The organism is Agromyces cerinus subsp. cerinus (genome assembly GCF_900142065.1).
Lineage (GTDB): Bacteria > Actinomycetota > Actinomycetes > Actinomycetales > Microbacteriaceae > Agromyces > Agromyces cerinus.
Window position 1 is genome coordinate 1067361 of sequence record NZ_FSRJ01000001.1, and the last position, 16859, is coordinate 1084219.

The 16859-nt window shown below is 68.3% G+C and carries 17 protein-coding genes; 9 read left to right on the forward strand and 8 right to left on the reverse strand.

What is annotated here, in order from left to right; all coding sequences use genetic code 11:
* Positions 1 to 32 precede the first annotated feature (32 nt).
* On the reverse strand, positions 33 to 554 hold the full coding sequence (locus BUR99_RS04880; RefSeq protein WP_074259162.1) for a DUF3145 domain-containing protein: 522 nt from the start codon (positions 552 to 554) through the stop codon (positions 33 to 35).
* 169 nt (positions 555 to 723) lie between these two features.
* On the opposite strand from BUR99_RS04880, the gene BUR99_RS04885 reads away from it, so the two are divergent.
* Positions 724 to 1374 carry a PadR family transcriptional regulator gene (locus BUR99_RS04885; protein ID WP_074259163.1) on the forward strand — a complete coding sequence of 217 codons (651 nt, stop codon included), beginning with the start codon at positions 724 to 726 and terminating at the stop codon, positions 1372 to 1374.
* Here the strand turns inward: BUR99_RS04885 and BUR99_RS04890 are convergent.
* Positions 1353 to 3143 (reverse strand): bifunctional 3'-5' exonuclease/DNA polymerase, encoded by a 1791-nt coding sequence (locus BUR99_RS04890; protein WP_074259164.1) that lies wholly within the window; start codon positions 3141 to 3143, stop codon positions 1353 to 1355. The two genes, BUR99_RS04885 and BUR99_RS04890, sit on opposite strands and share 22 nt — an antisense overlap.
* Positions 3144 to 3223: 80 nt before the next feature.
* Between BUR99_RS04890 and BUR99_RS04895 the strand changes: the two genes are divergently transcribed.
* The 7 genes from BUR99_RS04895 to BUR99_RS04925 all read left to right on the forward strand — a co-directional run bounded on the left by BUR99_RS04895 (position 3224) and on the right by BUR99_RS04925 (position 9607).
* Entirely contained in the window at positions 3224 to 4000 is a 777-nt protein-coding gene (locus BUR99_RS04895; RefSeq protein ID WP_143231443.1) for a hypothetical protein, read from the forward strand.
* A 135-nt stretch (positions 4001 to 4135) separates the two neighbouring features.
* Positions 4136 to 4606: an NfeD family protein gene (locus BUR99_RS04900; protein WP_074259166.1), complete on the forward strand. Its 471-nt coding sequence runs from the start codon at positions 4136 to 4138 to the stop codon at positions 4604 to 4606.
* 93 nt (positions 4607 to 4699) lie between these two features.
* A complete protein-coding gene (locus BUR99_RS04905; RefSeq protein ID WP_074259167.1) occupies positions 4700 to 6157 on the forward strand; it encodes a flotillin family protein in 1458 nt (485 codons plus the stop codon).
* Positions 6158 to 6228: 71 nt separating this feature from the next.
* A complete protein-coding gene (locus tag BUR99_RS04910; protein WP_084183589.1) occupies positions 6229 to 7665 on the forward strand; it encodes a DUF1254 domain-containing protein in 1437 nt (478 codons plus the stop codon).
* 103 nt (positions 7666 to 7768) lie between these two features.
* A complete protein-coding gene (locus BUR99_RS04915) occupies positions 7769 to 8086 on the forward strand; it encodes an ArsR/SmtB family transcription factor (protein WP_074259168.1) in 318 nt (105 codons plus the stop codon).
* A gap of 1 nt (position 8087) precedes the next feature.
* Positions 8088 to 8312: a hypothetical protein gene (locus BUR99_RS04920; protein ID WP_074259169.1), complete on the forward strand. Its 225-nt coding sequence runs from the start codon at positions 8088 to 8090 to the stop codon at positions 8310 to 8312.
* Positions 8313 to 8458: 146 nt separating this feature from the next.
* Positions 8459 to 9607: an enoyl-CoA hydratase/isomerase family protein gene (locus BUR99_RS04925; RefSeq protein ID WP_234980733.1), complete on the forward strand. Its 1149-nt coding sequence runs from the start codon at positions 8459 to 8461 to the stop codon at positions 9605 to 9607.
* 86 nt (positions 9608 to 9693) lie between these two features.
* On the opposite strand, the gene BUR99_RS04930 is transcribed toward BUR99_RS04925, so the two are convergent.
* Both BUR99_RS04930 and BUR99_RS04935 read right to left on the reverse strand, forming a co-directional pair.
* On the reverse strand, positions 9694 to 10113 hold the full coding sequence (locus BUR99_RS04930) for an MmcQ/YjbR family DNA-binding protein (RefSeq protein WP_074259171.1): 420 nt from the start codon (positions 10111 to 10113) through the stop codon (positions 9694 to 9696).
* Positions 10114 to 10209: 96 nt separating this feature from the next.
* Positions 10210 to 10782 (reverse strand): hypothetical protein, encoded by a 573-nt coding sequence (locus BUR99_RS04935; RefSeq protein ID WP_074259172.1) that lies wholly within the window; start codon positions 10780 to 10782, stop codon positions 10210 to 10212.
* 201 nt (positions 10783 to 10983) lie between these two features.
* Between BUR99_RS04935 and dinB the strand changes: the two genes are divergently transcribed.
* Positions 10984 to 12180, forward strand: coding sequence for a DNA polymerase IV (gene dinB, locus BUR99_RS04940; protein ID WP_074259489.1), 1197 nt, complete (start codon positions 10984 to 10986; stop codon positions 12178 to 12180).
* A gap of 140 nt (positions 12181 to 12320) precedes the next feature.
* Here the strand turns inward: dinB and BUR99_RS04945 are convergent, their stop codons facing one another.
* From BUR99_RS04945 to BUR99_RS04965, 4 genes are all read right to left on the reverse strand, one after another.
* The gene (locus BUR99_RS04945) at positions 12321 to 12653 is read right to left on the reverse strand and encodes a pyridoxamine 5'-phosphate oxidase family protein (RefSeq protein ID WP_074259173.1); all 333 of its coding nucleotides are present in this window, start codon (positions 12651 to 12653) and stop codon (positions 12321 to 12323) included.
* A gap of 160 nt (positions 12654 to 12813) precedes the next feature.
* Positions 12814 to 13521 (reverse strand): hypothetical protein, encoded by a 708-nt coding sequence (locus BUR99_RS04950; protein WP_143231445.1) that lies wholly within the window; start codon positions 13519 to 13521, stop codon positions 12814 to 12816.
* A 638-nt stretch (positions 13522 to 14159) separates the two neighbouring features.
* The gene (locus tag BUR99_RS04960; RefSeq protein ID WP_084183595.1) at positions 14160 to 16196 is read right to left on the reverse strand and encodes a PLAT/LH2 domain-containing protein; all 2037 of its coding nucleotides are present in this window, start codon (positions 16194 to 16196) and stop codon (positions 14160 to 14162) included.
* 55 nt (positions 16197 to 16251) lie between these two features.
* Positions 16252 to 16683: a hypothetical protein gene (locus tag BUR99_RS04965; RefSeq protein ID WP_143231447.1), complete on the reverse strand. Its 432-nt coding sequence runs from the start codon at positions 16681 to 16683 to the stop codon at positions 16252 to 16254.
* Positions 16684 to 16859 lie beyond the last annotated feature (176 nt).

Consider the following 16859-nt stretch of genomic DNA (forward strand, 5'->3'; position numbering starts at 1 on the left):
TCGCGTCACGCCGCCGGCGGACCGAGGTTCGCTCAGCCCACCTGGTGCAACCAGACGACCGGGGCGAAGTCGCTCGCATGACGGAAGGGCTCGAGTTCGTCGTCCCAGGCCTGGCCGAGGGCGAGGCGCAGCTCGCGGTGCAACTCGATGGGGTCGGTGCCGCCGACGTCCATCGCGTAGCGGATGCGGTCCTCGGGCACCACGGTGTTGCCCGCGGTGTCGGTCTGGGCGAAGAACACGCCGAGCTCCGGCGTGTGCATCCAGCGCGCACCGTCGGACCCGGGCGTCGGGTCCTCGCTCACCTCGAAGCGCAGCTGCTCCCAGCCGCGCAGTGCCGAAGCGAGCTTCGCGCCGCTGCCGGCCTCGCCCTCCCAGTAGAACTCCGCGCGCATTGCACCGCGAAGCACCGGCTGCTCGTTCCAGTCGAAGTTCACGGCGACACCGAGGGCGGTGCCGGCGGCCCATTCGACATGCGGACACAGCGCCCTCGGCGAGGAGTGCACGAACAGCACGCCTCGCGCGGTGCGCACTGCCCGCGTGGCATTCTTCGTCATCTCATACTCCGTTCTCGAGGTGCGTCTTCCCCAACGACCTCAACGGACAGATGACGGTATTCGGTTGTCGACGAGCGAGCCGTCATCGCCGATTATGCCCCGCATCAGCCTCATTGACAAGACGCGAAACCATATACTCGGTGAAACGTTGACTTCGATCGGAGTACGAATGGCTGTTCGCGATGCACTGCTGGCCCTGCTCGCCGCGGGGCCGGGGTACGGGTTCCAGTTGCACGGCGACCTCGCCGAGCGCACCGGTGGACGGCGCGACGTCAACGTCGGCCAGAGCTACGCGACGCTCGAGCGCCTCGGCAAGCAGGGCCTCGTCGAATCGGCGGGTGCCACCGACGACGGCCTCCCGCTCTATCGTGCGACGAAGGCGGGCACCGCTGCGACGTCGGCCTGGTTCGCCGGCACGGATGCCTCGGGCAGCGACGCGTGGGACGAGACCGTCGATCGGGTGCTCGTGGCGGCGTCGCTGCCGAGCGTCGAGGTCGGCCCGGTCGTCGCGGCCGAGCGTCTGCGCTGGCAGGAGCGTGCGGTCGAGGCATCCGCTCGCGCCGTGGTCGACGGTGAGCACGACCCCGCTGCAGGTGCCTCCGTTCGGCTTGCAGCGCTGGCGGCCGCTGCCGAGGCCGCACGTGCGCACGCGGCGCTCGCCTGGCTCGACGAAGTCGCTGCGATCACCGGCCGGCACGATCTCGCCTTCGCCCCCCGCATGGAGCGGCCTCGTCGAGGGAGGCGACCGTCGGCACGGCCCGCCGAGCCCGAGTCGCTCGCCGCCGAGTCCGGCGAAGCTCAGGCGTCGGCCGAGGCGTAGCTCTCGACGATCGCGAGGTCGAGCGGGAACTCCACGGGGAAGTCGACGAAGAGCAGCCTGCCGGCCTCGGTCGCGGACTGCATGACCGCGGCGGCGACGGCATCAGCGTGCTCGACCGGGGTGTGCACGATGATCTCGTCGTGGAGGTAGTAGACGAGGTGCGGCATCCGCTCGAATGCCGCACCCGAGCGGGACGCCATCGCACCGGGCTCGGCATCGCCCGCGATCGCCGCGAGCCTCGAGCGCAGGCCAGCCATCCAGCAGAGCGCCCATTCGGCCGCGGTGCCCTGCACGACGAAGTTGCGGGTGAACCGACCCCAGTCGCGCGCGCGCGAGCGGGCACGTCGTTCGTCGGCCGAGGTCGCCTCGGGCTGGGACGCCAAGGACTGGATCGCGCGCCATTCGGCGCCCGGAGGCGGCGACGACCTGCCGAGCAGGGTGGTGACGCTGGCGCCGCGCTCCCCCTCGGCCGCCGCGCGGTCGACGAGCGCCATCGCGCGCGGGTAGGCGCGGGCGAGGCGCGGCACGAGCCGACCGCTCTCGCCGGTCGTGGCCCCGTACATCGCGCCGAGGATCGCGACCTTCGCCTGATCGCGGGTCTCGACGACACCCGCACCGACGATGCCGCTGTAGAAGTCGCGCCCCCGGCCCGCGGCGGCCATCGCCTCGTCGTGCGCCAGGCCGGCCAGCACGCGCGGCTCGAGCTGCGCCGCGTCGGCGACGACGAGCGTCCATCCGGGGTCGGCGACGACCGCGCTGCGCACGTTCTTCGGCAGTTGCAGGGCCCCACCGCCCGATGTCGCCCACCGCCCGGTCGCTGTGCCGCCGGGCACGTAGTCGGGTCGGAACCGGCCGTCGACGACCCACTCGTCGAGCCACGACCACGCGTTCGCGCTGAGCAGCCGGGCGAGCTTCTTGTAGGCGACGAGCGGTTCGATCGCCGGGTGCTCGTGCTCGCGCAGCTCCCAGCGGCTCGTCGACTCGACCGGGATTCCGGCGCGGCGCAGCGCCTTCAGCAGGTCGACCTGCGAGTCGAGGTTCACCGCCGAGGCGCCGAGCAGGGTGCGCACCTCGGCCGCGAGCTCCTCCATGCGGGCGGGTTTGCGACCGGGCGCGGGCTTCGGGCCGAGCTCGGTCTCGAGCACACGCTCGTGCACGCCGCGGTGCCACGGCAACCCGGCGGCGTGCAGTTCGGCGCCGATGAGCGCGCCCGCGGATTCCGCCGCGAGCAGCAGGCGGAGTGCACCGGGCCGGTCGGACTCCGCGACGAGGGCGAGTTGTCGTGCGTGCTCGGCGAGCACGTCGTCGACCGGCACCCCGAGCACGTCGCGCGGGCCTGTGGCCGGCTCGAGCGCCGCGGCATCCGCCTCGCCGTCGAAGTCGCCGAGGTCGAACAGCGCCGAGTGCGCAGCGGATGCCGCGGGCAGGACCGGCACCGGCTGCCCCGCCTCTGCCGGCCCCATGGGCAGCCACTCGGGTCGGGGATGCACTCCGCTGGCGCGAGCCGCCGTCGTCGCCGTCGAATGGTCAACGATCGCGGAGGCGAGCACGAGGTCGTGGCAGCGCTCGACGCGCACGCCGTCGGCGAGGAGGCGGGGGTACCAGCGGCGCGTGTCCGCCCAGATCCAACGGGGACGGTGGGCCGACTCCAGGGCTCGCACGACGCTCGGGAACTCGTGCAGTGCGAGCGTCTCGAACGGCGCGCTCGAGACGGAGGGGTCGACCAGTGCGACCCGGCCGGGCCCCATCGCACCGACCACGATCCGCATGCTCCCATTCTCGCCCGTCCATCCGACATGGCGAGCCGCACCATGTCGGTGGCAGCGGCGATGATCGGAGCCATGAACGAATGCGAGCGGCGCCGATGGTCGCGGTGAGCTTCCGGTGCGGGCACGGCGCCGAGCCGGGCGCCGCCGGGGCCGTCGCACTCGCCCGCGTGTGCCCCCTCTGCATGCTGCTGCACGAGACTCAGCGCTCGCGCGCCGAGCTGCTCTCGCGCGTCGCACCGCCGCAGCGTGCCGCACTCGCCCGAGAGACGCGCATCGGAGCGAGCTACGAATGGCGCTGCGCCCGCGGTCACGATCGATACCCCGCCACGGTCGGCGAGGTGCTCACCGGCCCGAGCTGCGCGAAATGCCGGGCGAACGCCGCAGCACCCGGCGCGAGGCGCGAGGCGGGCATCGCCTTCATGAAACCGGGGCTGCGACTCGGCACCTCCCAGGTCGAGCAGCGGCTGCGCATGCTGCTCGGCGAACGCATCCGCCTCCACCATCGTGTCAACGCCGTGCGCATCGCGCGCATGTTCTACGGCAAGCAGGAGGTCTGGCCCGACATCCTCGTGCCGCAGTTGCGCATCGCCATCGAGTACGACGACCCCGGTCGCTCGAGACGGGCGCACCTCGGCATGAAAGAGGCGTCCGACCTCGAGAAAGACGAGGCGCTGCGCGAGGTCGGCTGGGAGGTCATCCGCATCAGGGCCGGCGGGCTCGAAGCCCTCGGGCCGCACAGCATCGTGTGCCGCGGCCTCACGGTCGCCGTCGTCGACGAGGTCGTCTCGCTCATGCGCCGCATCCGGGGCGATGCTGCGGTCGAGCGTCTCCTCATCCCGCAGCAGCACGCCGTGTGACCGTCGACGACGCCGTGCAGGCGTCTCGCACCGACGCCCTGTGGAGACCGCGCTGCACGGAGCGCGCACGACCGATAGGGTGAGTCGACCCGAGCACCCCCTTCGCCCGGGTTTTCGCGCGCAGAGAGGCACCCGATGCTCCTTCCGTTCCTCATCGTCGGAGGCATCGGCCTCGTACTCCTCGTCATCTCGCTCGTGCTCGGCGACATCTTCGACCACCTCGAGATCGGCGACGGCGCGCTGTCGGGCACGGCGCTCGCCGTCGGCATGGTCGTCTTCGGCGCCTCCGGCGCCCTCGTCGCCAGCATGGGACTCGAGATCGTCTGGGTGTACGTGCTCTCGATCGTCCTGGCCGCGGCCGCATACCTGCTCTGCGTGCTCGCGATCCGCAACCTCACCCGGAGCTCCGACGGGGTGCCTGCCACGGCGGTGGGGCTCTCGGGCGTCGCGCGATCGGATGTCACGACCGCCGGCGGCGAGGTCAGCCTCGACGGCCCCGGTGAGCTCGAGCGCCGCCTCGCGTACTCCGACGAGCCGATCGCGGAAGGCGCCCGAGTGCGCGTCGTCGAGCACGCCGGCAGCCGCGTCAAGGTCGTCGCGGGCTGACCTCGGCCCTCCGCTCGCGTCCCCCACGTCTCCCCTGCTCCACCCGAAGCCCCCTGCACCACCCGTCCTGCGTCTCCTCCCGAAAGGAACCCGATGCTCTCCCCCTTGCTGATCCAGGTCATCTCGGTCATCGCGATCGTCATCGCGCTGCTCGCACTGCTGACGTTCATCGCCCGCCGCATCCGCCGCGTGCCGCCGAACGAGGCGCTCGTCATCGTCGGTCGCGGAGCCGGCCGTGCCGCACCCGAGCAGTCGTCGGCGCAGCGCGTGGTCATCGGCGGCCGCACCTTCGTCTGGCCGATCCTGCAGCAGGGCTTCGCGATCTCGCTCGAGCAGCGCCAGATCGGCATCACCGTCGAGGGCGTCGACAAGAACCGCATCAAGATCGCCATCAAGGCGTCGATCAACTTCAAGGTCAGCGGCACCGAAGACGGCGTCCGTCGGGCGGCCCAGCGATTCCTCTCGCAGCAGAGCCTGCTGACCGAGATCATCAAGGAATCCCTCGAGGGCTCGCTGCGCTCGATCGTCGGCGACATGACGATCGAACAGATCATCTCCGACCGCAAGAGCCTCTCCGACCGCGTGGTCGCCGAGACGAAGACCGACCTCGTCGAACAGGGCCTGCAGGTCGACCTGCTGAACATCTCCGACATCTCGACGCCGGGTAGCGAATACCTCGCGAACCTCGGCCGGGCCGAAGCCGCTCGCGCACGCCAGGTCGCCGAGGTGAGCGAGGCCGAAGCCGCCCGGGTCAGCGAGTTCGCGCGCATCGAGGCCGCCGAGCAGGTCGCAGAGCGGCAGAAGGCGCTCAGCCTGAAGCAGGCCACGATCAAGGCCGAGACCGATCGGGCCAACGCCGAGGCCGAGGCATCCGGACAGCTCGCGAAGGCCGAGCAGGACAAGCTGGTCGCCGTGCAGGAGCGCGACGCGCTCTCGGAGCAGGCGCTCGTGACGCAGGAGCGACTCGACATCGAGATCCGCAAGCCCGCCGAGGCCGAGGCCTACGCCGAGGTGCAGCGCGCCACCGCCCTCCGCGACGCCGCCAACGCGAGCACCGAGGCCGAGGCGTACAAGCGCACGAAGATCGCCGAGGCGAACAAGGTCGCAGCGGTGCAGGACGCCGAGGCATCCGCCACCTCGGTGCGCTTCGCCGGTGAAGCCGAGCGCGACCGTCAGGTGGCGCTCGCCGCCGGTATCCGTGCCGATGGTGAAGCCCGCGCGGCCGCGATCCAGGCCGAAGGTCTCGCCGAGGCCGCGGCCACCGACGCCAAGGCCATGGCGCTGAAGAAGTACGGCGAGGCCGCCCTCGCGCAGGAGATCATCTCGCGCCTGCCCGAGATCGTGCGCGCCGCAGCCGAGCCGATCTCGAACATCAAGACGCTCACCGTCGTGTCGACCGACGGCGCGAGCGCCATCACGAAGACGGTCGGGCAGGTGCTCGGCGAAGGCACCGAGGTCGTCAAGTCGCTGACCGGGCTCGACGTCGGCTCGATCCTCGCCGGACTCGCCGGTGGGCAACTCGTGAAGGCAGCCGACACCACGGCGGACTGACGCGCCGCCCCCTTGGCCGACTTCGACCCTCACCACTGCCAAGGTGAGAAGACGTTCGATCAAGGGGGAACATGTCAGAGCACACGCGTCCAGGACTCACCGCGGCCCAGATGGCGGAGGCCGTGGCCTCGGTGAGCACACCCGACACTGTCGCGTCGCCGTTCGGCGACCTGCACTTCTTCGATGGGGTGCCGCTGCCCGAGACCGTCGAGACCGCGTACAACGCACTCGACCTCATCCGAGCCATCGATGTGTTCCTGAACGCCGTTCCCGGAGCATCGCTCGTTGCGTTCCGCGCAGGCCTCCGCGTCGCCGGCGTCACCTCGGCCCGGCAGATCGGCATCACCGAGCCCCGGGCGACCTCGAAGGCCTTGTTCCTGACGCCGAACACCGAGACGACCTACGGCGTGACCATGCTCGACCTGAAGGCGTGGGGGCCGACCGTCATCGAGGCGCCGCCGCAGTCGCTGTGCGTGGTCGACGACTTCTGGTTCCGGTACGTCGCCGACATGGGCATCGCCGGACCCGACCACGGCGCCGGCGGCAAGTACCTGTTCCTGCCGCCGGGCTATGACGGTGAGGTGCCCGACGGCTACTTCGTCTACCGCACACCGACGTACACGAACTTCGTGGTGCTGCGCGCTCTGGGCGGCGTGCCCGCGATGAAGCAGACGCGCATCTACCCGCTCGCGGATGCGGCGAACCCCGCAGAGAACGAGTTCGTCAATCTCTCGGAGACGCCGTTCAACACCGTGCACGCGAACGACTACTCGTTCTACGAAGAGGTTGCCGAGCTGGTTCAGGAGGAGCCGGCAGATGCTCTCGACGCAGAACGTGCCGGTCAGCTCGCCGCGATCGGCATCGTGAGCGGTCAGCCCTTCGCGCCCGATGCGCGTCTGCGCGCCATCCTCGAGCTGGCGGCGCCGATCGCCGCCGGCCTCGCTCGAACCGTCGGCTATCAACCGCGCGACCCCGACGCCGTGCTCTACGGTTCGTGGCGCAACGGCTTCGTCGGCGGCAGCTACGAATTCGTCAGGAACGGCGCGCGATTGCTCGATGCGCGCACGCAGTTCCACTACCTCGCGACCGTCATCACCCCGGCGATGGCGCACGCGCAGATCGGGGCCGGCTCGGCATACGCCTACACCGTGCACGACGCCGAAGGTCAGTTGCTCGATGGCGCACGCAGCTATCGCCTGCACGTCGACGCGAATCCCCCGGCGAAGAACTTCTGGGCCGTCGACATCTACGACACGCAGACGCGTTCGCTGCTGGTCGTACCGTCGACGCCGTATCCCGCGCTCGCGAGCAACGACGGCACGCTCCAGGCCAACGACGATGGGTCGTTCGACCTCTACTTCGGCCCGACCGCTCCGGAAGGCAAGGAGTCGAACTGGATCGAGACGGTGCCCGGTAAGGCCTGGTTCCCGCTGCTCCGGCTCTACGGCCCGCTCGAGCCCTGGTTCGATCAGACTTGGCGTATCAACGAGTTCGAGCCTCTCGGCTGAGCCAGACCACCCCGCATCGAAGAGTTGCACGCGCTCCGCGACATCCGAATTGGGCTGCAGCCTTGCACGTGTAATAGAATTCTGACATGTGCAAGGTGCGGCGGTGAACCCGGCTTCGACCGCCGAGTCCTTGAGCGCGCGACTGGCGGCGATCGCCAGCCCGCAGCGCATGCGCATCATCGCCGTGCTGTACGCGGAATCACTCCATGTGAGCGAGCTCGCGCGTCGGCTCGGTATGAGCCGTGCGCTGCTGTACATGCACCTCACCAAACTCGAGGAGGCGGGCTTCGTCGTCGGCCACCTCGAGATGTCCGACGGCGGGAAAGCGCTCAAGTTCTTCGAACTCGTGCCGTTCGCCATCACCATCGACGCTGCCGCACTCGCCGCGGCAGTCGCGAACGACCCTGAGGCGGAGACCTGAAATGGACGGATTGGCATACATTCCCTGGTTCGCGTGGATCGCGATCGCCGGAATCGTCGTATGGGGCATCACGGCGATCGCCGGAATGTTCGGCCGCAAGAACACCGAACTGACGAAGGCCGTTGAGCAGAGCACCGCGGTCAACGAGAAGCTCCTCGCCAAGCTCGACACCATCGACGGACGCTTGGGTGCGGTCGAGAAGACGCTGAAGGACATCCCCGAGTGACGCGGGGCGCGCACCGGAGCGAATCGCGATCGAGCGCGCTGATCGGGTCGCGCTGATCGACCGAGCGCGACCGAGACGTTCGAGCGAGTCATTCGACCGGCACGTCGAGTCGTCACCGGAGGCTCACGCCCGTTAGCGTTGTGCAGGTGCATACGCCTGTCTACGCCGTCATCGTCGGCCATCTCGGCCACCTGAGTCTCAACCGTCCGGAGTCGATCAACGCGATCGACCTCGAGATGATGCGAACCATGACCGAGGCGCTCGACGGATGGGCAGAGGATCCCGCCGTCTCGACGATCCTGCTCGACGGTGTCGGCGACTACGGATTCTGCGCGGGAGGCGACTTCCGCGAGATCCTGGCTCGTGCGGCCGAGGGCATGACGATCGGCTCGGTCTTCTTCCGCGACGAGTACCGTCTGATCGCGAAGCTCGCCGAGTACCCCAAGCCGATCGTGTCGATCATGCACGGGATGACGATGGGCGGCGGCATCTCGCTCGCCGGCCACGTCTCCACCCGCGTCGTGACCGACCGGGTGAAGCTCGGGCAGCCCGAGACTGGCTACGGCTTCGCGCCTGATGGAGGCGCGACCTGGCGGCTCGCTCGCACCCCGGGCGAGATCGGAACGTATCTGGCGTTGAACTCCGTCGATCTGACTGCGGCGGACGCGATCGCCCTCGGCTTCGCCGACGTGATGGTGCCCGCTGAGTGGATCGGCGAGTTGACCGCGGCGCTGGAGGATGCCGATGACGTGACCGCACCCGATGAGAAGGTCCGGCGATTCGCGGCCGACCCCGGCGAATCGACGGTGCTCGTCCGTCGTGACTGGATCGACGCCTGCTATGCCGTGGACTCCGTCAGTGCGATCCTCGAGCGCCTCTGGGCGTTCTCGAACGACGAAGCGGTTGCCGGCTTGCGCGCCGCCGATTCGAACGACCCCGAGGCTGCCGCGAATGCGGCCGCAGCTGCCGACACCCTGCTCCGGCTCTCGCCGACGGCGCTCGCGGCGACCCTGCGCTCGGTGCGCGCAGCGCGAGACGGTGAAACGCTCCGCGAGGCGCTCGAGCGCGAACTGCGCCTGGCACGCTGGTTCACAACGCAGCCCGACATGTTCACCGGCGTGCAGGCACTGGTGGCGCAGAACACCGACTCGCTCCACCAGGACGTGCTGCCCGAGTGGCAACCCGCAGATCTCGCAGCGGTCGACATGGCGGACATCATCGGGGCGATGGAGACCCAGCTCCGCCACAGCGTCTTCCCTCGCGGTCTCGGCATCCCCGAGGAGGAGCCTGCGTAGGCTGACACGTGCCGCCGGCGTCGACGCGCCCACCATGCTCCGGGCCGCCGAACAACGCAGCGGCGATCAGCGATGGCCCGGCTGGATCAGTCTCCTCGTGACGGCAGACCGGCGTTCTCAGGGCCGACCTCGTCGAATCGCGCCCGCAGGTATTTCGGAGCCTGCACTCTCCACGCCTCGGTCACGAGTTCGGTGAGATGCTGCTCGTCGACATCGGCCATGCGGAAGGCGACCTTCGGCTCGCCCCAGGGCGTCGTCGTTCGCAGGAACACATCAGGAGCCATCTCGACGAGGGCGAGTGCGTCGATGGGGTCGGCGACCTTCACCCCGACCACGAGTTCGGCCGCGATGATCGCACGCATCTCGTCGGGGATGCTCGGCCACGGGTGACACTCCCAGGCGTAGAGCTTGCCGCGCACGAACCAGGCGGCGCCGCCCGTCGTCGCGCGCTCTTCGCTCCCGGGCAGCCCGGCAGCGGTGCGGCGGAGATCATCGAGGTTGGCCACAGCGAAAGCCTATGACGCGCCACCGACCGCGTAGCCCTGCACGGGGCGCACATGCCCCGCGCGGGCGTCGGCGCGAAGGAGACGGACTGGGGCGCTCTACGCCCAGTCCCACGTTGCGAGCACGGACTCGGACAGCTCGTCGCGGTCGGGCTGCGACACGGTCGGGCTGAACGAGAACGTGACGACGTACGTCTGCCCGTCCTGAGTCACGTAGTACTGCTCGATCAGGTAGTCCGCGTCGTTCGACGAGAGCCCGGCCGAGATGTGCGGAGACTCCGACCCCGAAACCGCGATGCGCTCCCGGACCGTTACCTCCGTGGCACCTGCCCCCTCGAGTTCGACGACGCCCATCGACTCGACCCGCTCGGGTGTGAGCTCACCTGCAGGCGAGAGGAAGACGTTGACGTTGTCGGCGAATCCGTCGGAGTCCGTCAGATCGGCGACGATGACGTCGGCACCGGGCAACGAGAAGTCGGCAGGCACTTCCCAACCCTCAGGCGCGACGAACGCGTACCCGCTCCCCTCGATGGTCACCCCGGTGGCGGGGGCCGCAGTCGGCTCCTGCGCTTCACTCGCCGACGGCGAATCGTTCCCCGGGTTGCTCGAGCAACCTGCGAGGGCGAGTGAGGCCGCAACGGCCAGGGCGACGGGCGCGATGAATCGAGGCATCCCGAAAGCCTATTGCGACGTGCGATGCCCTCCGCGGCCGGAACGATAACGATCAGGTAGCGCATTGGTCCGAAGCAGGTGAGCTCCACGACCGTTCCCGACGCGGCGGGAACGGCACGCACCGGTTCGAGGTGCAGCCGGGCCCCGTGTCGCCGGTACGTGCGACGATCCGCAGTACGGACGAACGGTTTGGAGGACGAGATGCGGGGCGAGGCGACCGTGCTGCACGCGGATCTCGATGCGTTCTACGCCTCGGTCGAGCAGCGCGACGCGCCTGAGCTGCGCGGCCGGCCTGTCGTCGTCGGCGGCGGTGTCGTACTGGCCGCGAGCTACGAGGCGAAGGCTCGTGGTGTGCGCACGGCGATGGGCGGCCGGCAGGCGCGCGACCTCTGCCCGGATGTCGTGGTCGTCCCGCCACGGATGGACGCATACTCGGCGGCCAGCCGGGCCGTGTTCGCGATCTTCCGCGACACGACGCCGCTTGTGGAGGGGCTTTCCATCGACGAGGCGTTCCTGGAGGTCGGGGGGCTCCGACGCATCGCGGGCACGCCCGAGCAGATCGCGATGCGACTGCGTGAGCGGGTTCGTGCCGAGGTCGGGTTGGCCATCTCGGTCGGGATCGCGCGGACCAAGTTTCTCGCGAAGGTCGCCAGCGCGGTCAGCAAGCCCGACGGGCTGCTGGTCGTCGAACCCGAACGGGAGGAGGCGTTCCTGCTGCCCTTGCCGGTGGAACGACTGTGGGGAGTCGGCGCAGTGACTGCCGAGAAGCTGCATCGGCTCGGCATTCGCACGGTCGGGCAACTGGCGGAGCTCGAATCGGCGACCGCAGAGAGGCTGCTCGGCAAGGCGACCGGCGCGCATCTGCACGCGCTGGCTCGGCTACGGGATCCCCGCCCGGTCGACACCACGCGCCGCCGCAGCGCCATCGGCTCTCAGCGTGCACTCGGCAGTCGCCTGCGCTCCGCCGACGAACTGGACGTCATCCTCACCCAGATCGTCGATCGGATCGCCCGCCGCCTCCGCGATGGAGACCGGGTGTGCCGCACGGTCGTGCTGCGTCTTCGCTACGGCGACTTCGTGAAGGCATCCCGATCGCGCACGCTCCGCTCCCCGACCGATCGCACCGCAGTGCTGCTCGCCGTCGCCCGAGCGCTGCTGGCCGGCGCGCAGCCCGAGATCGCCGAGCGCGGCATCACCCTGATCGGTGTCTCGCTGTCGCAGGTGGCGCGCACCGACAGCGTCCAGCTGGAGCTGCCGATCGATTGGGACGACGGGGTGCGCCTCGACACGGCGCTCGACGCGGTACGCGATCGCTTCGGCGCAGCATCCGTTTCGCGGGCTGCGCAACTCGGTCGCGATCCGGGATGGTCGCCGCCGCAGCTGTCCGAACACGAGTGAACACGTGGCGACGAACGAACCGGGTGCGACGCGAGCCGCGGCGGCCTTGGCGAGGCAGGCTGTCCTCTTCGACGGACCTGACAGCCGCACGTGACTGCACCGACACCGCTGCTGGCGACCGCTCGACCAACGTCGTATCGCTAGAGGCTGACGTGCGATGCAGGCGTCAGCCGAATCAACACACGCGGTCCGTCGACTGCAGAGTCGGCGGCATCCCATCCGTCGTAGTCCCGCTTGAACGACGCCAGGACCCCCAGCTCGGAGTCGATCGGTTCAATGCTCGCCGTCATCGCCTGCGCCCCGTGGCACCCCTCGATCGCGAACGTCGACCGGGCATCGCGGCGGATATCGGCAACCTTGCGATTCGCTTCAGCCGTTGCGAGCCAGATGCCGCCACCACTCTCGACGAACCAGACTCGCGACGTTCGAGGGCTTCCGTCACGGCGTAGCGTCGTGATCCATCCGTGCCGCATAAGGGTGATCCTAATGCGCGACCATATGCCACTGGCGTGGCACCTGAATCGGCACGATGGTCGAGAATCCTTCGACCGACTGCGGAAGGAGGAAGCTGCTCCGGGCCACCACAGTTGAGCCGAAGCGGGATGCACACCTGGGTTGAAGAGCGTGCGCGAATCAACTCACCGAAGCGAGATCGACCGCCGTGCCGGCGAAGCGATCTGAATGCACTCGTTGCAGAGTTCGACCTCGATCGGCACCCACGAAGCGCACTGTATCGTTCACGGCAGCGCTGAGCAGGGCGACGAGACGATCATCGGGATCCGCGACGCACGCCTGCGCGATCCCGTCGACGGCGCTGTTCATGAGAGCCCAGCACTGCCGCACCGTCATGCCCGGGCTGCCCGGACCGACGTCCTCCATGAACTGGACGGCCCAGGCATCGGCTGCTGGGGCGGCGCGGAGGGCGGCATGCGCCAGTTCGCGAAACTCCGCGGCGAGCTCGTTGTTACGCTCCGCAAGGGCCCCGAGGGCGACGCGCACCCCGACCGCCTGCGGACGCTGTCGCTCCTCGGCGGCGATGGGCAGGGCGGCGCTGGCGGCTCGCACGGCGAGCAGGACGTCGAGCTGCGGGTCATCGCTCGTCAGGCCGATGACCATCGGGATGAGCGGCGTGAGTCGGGCGCGGCCGGCTTCGCTCGCCCGGTCGTTCACCATCCGCGCGAGATGCGCGAGGGTGCGGTGCGTACATGCAGGATGGTCGCTCCAACGCTCCCCCGCGAGGTACGACGCGAACTCCATGAAGCAGGCCCCACGCCGTGGCGAGTGATGCCGCCCCGGGGACAGAATCGGCATGACATCGGGGTGAGAAATCCAGTCGCGCATCGGACCTCCTGCTTTCGCTCCTTCCACTGTGCGCCCGCCGCAGCCGGGATTCAAGTACCCCGGCCGAATGTCCGTGCGTGGGTGACAGCGGACGAGGTTGCCGACGGGCGGGGACGCCGTGCGTTGGCCGATCCGTCTGCACGTGCATCTCGAGCGCAACGAGGATGATGGATCCATGCCCGAAACCCACCGTCCCGGTCTTCGGATCGACTCAGGACTCAGGACTCACGATCCCCGGGTCTGAGCTGTCTTGGCGGTTCTCGCGGTCATCCGGTCCCGGCGGGCAAGGAGTGAACACTGCCGACTCCCGAGCGGAACCCGTGTGGAATGTGGCAGGCTCGACCACCCTCTCCTCGCTCCTGCGAGAACGACTCCTCGAGCGTCTGAGCAGTCGCATCGTCGACGGAGTACTGACGATCACGGCATCCGAGCTCCGTGCGTAATTGCGCAACAGGGATGCTGGCGCGCCCGGCTCGCCGCCGTCGTGTCCGACCCTCTCCGGCCGCCGTCACCGTCGCGACGGTCGACGAATCCGGGTCGCGGTGCCAAGGAACGGCGCTTGGAAGCGAAGAAGTCGCCCACCGACGCCAAGCGACTGCGTCGCCCACCTCACGAATGAGGCGCGGAGTCGGTCAGGACTAGATGGCCGCGGACCAGGTGCGAGTGTCGTCTTCCAGCCAGCGGTTGATCGACTGATTGTTGTAGATCGTTGCCCCGTTCGCCACGATCTCGACGCCCCGCAGCCTCCAGCCGCCTGCAACGCCGTCCGGTGACTTGTGGAGCCGCACGGAGGCAAGGCTCGAAACTCGGAGCCCCGTGCCGGGGTCGAGGGTGAAGGTGTCCGTGTTCCCGCGCTCGAAGTCGTTCCGACCATCATTGTCGAGGTTCCAGCTGCGCCCGGCGAGCGTGAGCGTGACGTCGTCGTCGGTTCCAGCCCAGGAGACGTCCGCAGTTGTCACGCGCACGACGAGGCTGTTCAGGACGTTTCGGTCGGTGACACAGCCGAGCCAGAAACGGTGATCGTCTTCCAGCCACCGATTCGGCCGCGAATCGCAGATGATCTGCCCACCCGTCCATACGCGTACCCGCAACAGCTTCCAACCCCCAGCGGAGCCATCGGGTCCCTTGCGAATGAGAACCCGCCTGACGTCTTGTCTGCGAAGCCATGGCGCCCACACCGGGTATCCTTCACGGTTGCCGCGTTCTCGATCGTCGTGATCGGAGGTGTCGAGCGTGAAGACATGATCGCCGATGTCGACCCAGACGTCGTCATCAGTGCCGGCCCACAACTCATCGGCGGTCGTCAACTCTACGAACAGGTGCCCCCAGCCGATTTGGCCGCGAGTGTAGCCGCACAGTCGACGAGAGTTGCCGTCCATCGCGCAGCTCTGTCGTGGCGAGGCGCACGCGCCGCAGTTCCCGTTCGGAACGCGGTCGCACCCGTGGGTTGTCGAACACGATGAGCATGGCGTGCCGCTGCCGGTGTACTCGTCGGCGGCACCGAAGAGATGGCTCGCTTCGTGGGCAGTGATCATGTCGATGCTCCCGCGACCCCAACCGCCCCAGTTGTCTCGTCGCGCAAGCGTGATCCGACCGCTCGACGCGTATGCGTGCCATTCGTTGCCGTAGGGCGTGATGAATATGACCAAGGCATGAGCTGCGAGGTTGCTCAACCGCATGTCTTCCCGGTAGTCGCCGACGCCCGACCAGGAGGCTGCGTACGTGTTGCCGTTGTAGCTCACCTCGCCCATCGCAGGATCTCGCCAGTACCCCTCGAGCGAGTCGTCGTTGCCGTTGGCGACGTCGATCTTCACGAACTGGAAATCGTAGACCCAGGTGAGGTTGCCGCCGGGATGTTCGGCCGCCAGCCAGTTGAGGCCGGTGAGCACCTCGTTGCAGATGTCGTTCCGTTCGGCCGTGGTGAACTTGGGACCGTCCCTTCGGCTCGATTCCACGAATACGAGACCGACCGCCATCTCGCCTGTCATCCGCCAGCAGGCGGCTTCTCGAAAGAACCGGTCGATGATCAACTGGATCAGGCCCTCGGGCAACCGCAAGATGACGTCGTAGTAGGCAGGGCCGAGGCGAGCCGCGAGGCGCGCCAGTTCATACCCCAATCGCTCGTCGCCGTACTGCTTCACGAGCAGCGACTCGTACTCACGGAAGCTCTCAGCGTCGAACGAGCCCTCCGCGTTCGTGCGATGTCCTTGGCGGTCGTCGTTGTCGGCATCAGTCGGCAGAACAGCCTCCCCGACTTCCCGCTCGAACCGGTGCACGAGATCGAGGAAGTCCTCGGGGCCGATGACGCTGTACGGAAGCGGCGGCTGCAGTTCTTCGGACGCCCAAGAGCGCCCCTGCAGGGTCCTGTCTTTGACGAGCCGGTGAAAGCGGTTCGTGTGGCGCGCATTCCAGAGATCCACCACGCGGCGCTGTTCGTCGCTGAGCTTCGCGAGATGCTCCTGACTCATCGGCCCACTGAGCTGAGCTAGGAATGCGCCGCTGTCATTCGCGGCCGCAACCTGGTCTCGTGTGAGGAGCGCTTCCACGGCGACGTTCCCGTACTCCGCGAGCACACGGCCACCAGTTTCACGAATTCGCCCGGACACCTCCCGCCGCGAGGATTCTGACGGCCGCCGTAGCAACAACAGGTACTCGATACGTTCGGACGCGGACATGGCCCCACCCTTCTACTCGTCCGCCCGGGTGAACTCCTAGTTCGGTGTGGCCGCGCTAGAGAGCGAGAACCCAGACGCTCGGTCCCTCACTGGGATCCTGGGAAATCGACACATCCTGTGTCCAGTCGCCGACATAGCTCCAGGTGCTGTCTTGACGCCAAGCAATGCTGTCGAAACTCGTCGCGACCTGACGGACTTCAAGGATGTCCATGCTGACGTTGTCTTTGATCCACAGGTCATCACCGTGGATGTGAAGCCGCAGCTTCATATGACCGGTTAGCCCACCGGAGAACTCCAACCCATAATCCGGATATGGCATCGGAATCCGACCGATGCCATCCGGTAGCTCGGGGGTCTGATCATTGCGCCGGGGCAGTTGAGAATAGGTATAGCTCCGGAATGCACCCGGCTCCAAGTCATCCTCGTACTCATAGTCCAACCGCAGCCGGACGAGTTGCACTCCGTTTCGAAGAACGTCTGCGGTCACGAGGGAATCAGTTCCCGCTTCAGCACGATCTGCCGTCGTTACGCCAAGTCGTATCGAGCCAACCCACATGGTTCTCCCTTTCGATCTTTTGGAGGGATCGCCGGAGGATGTGCGACGACACGAACAGTGGCACCGCCTCGGCCGTCGCAACGGCTTCAGCCGACACACGTGCATCG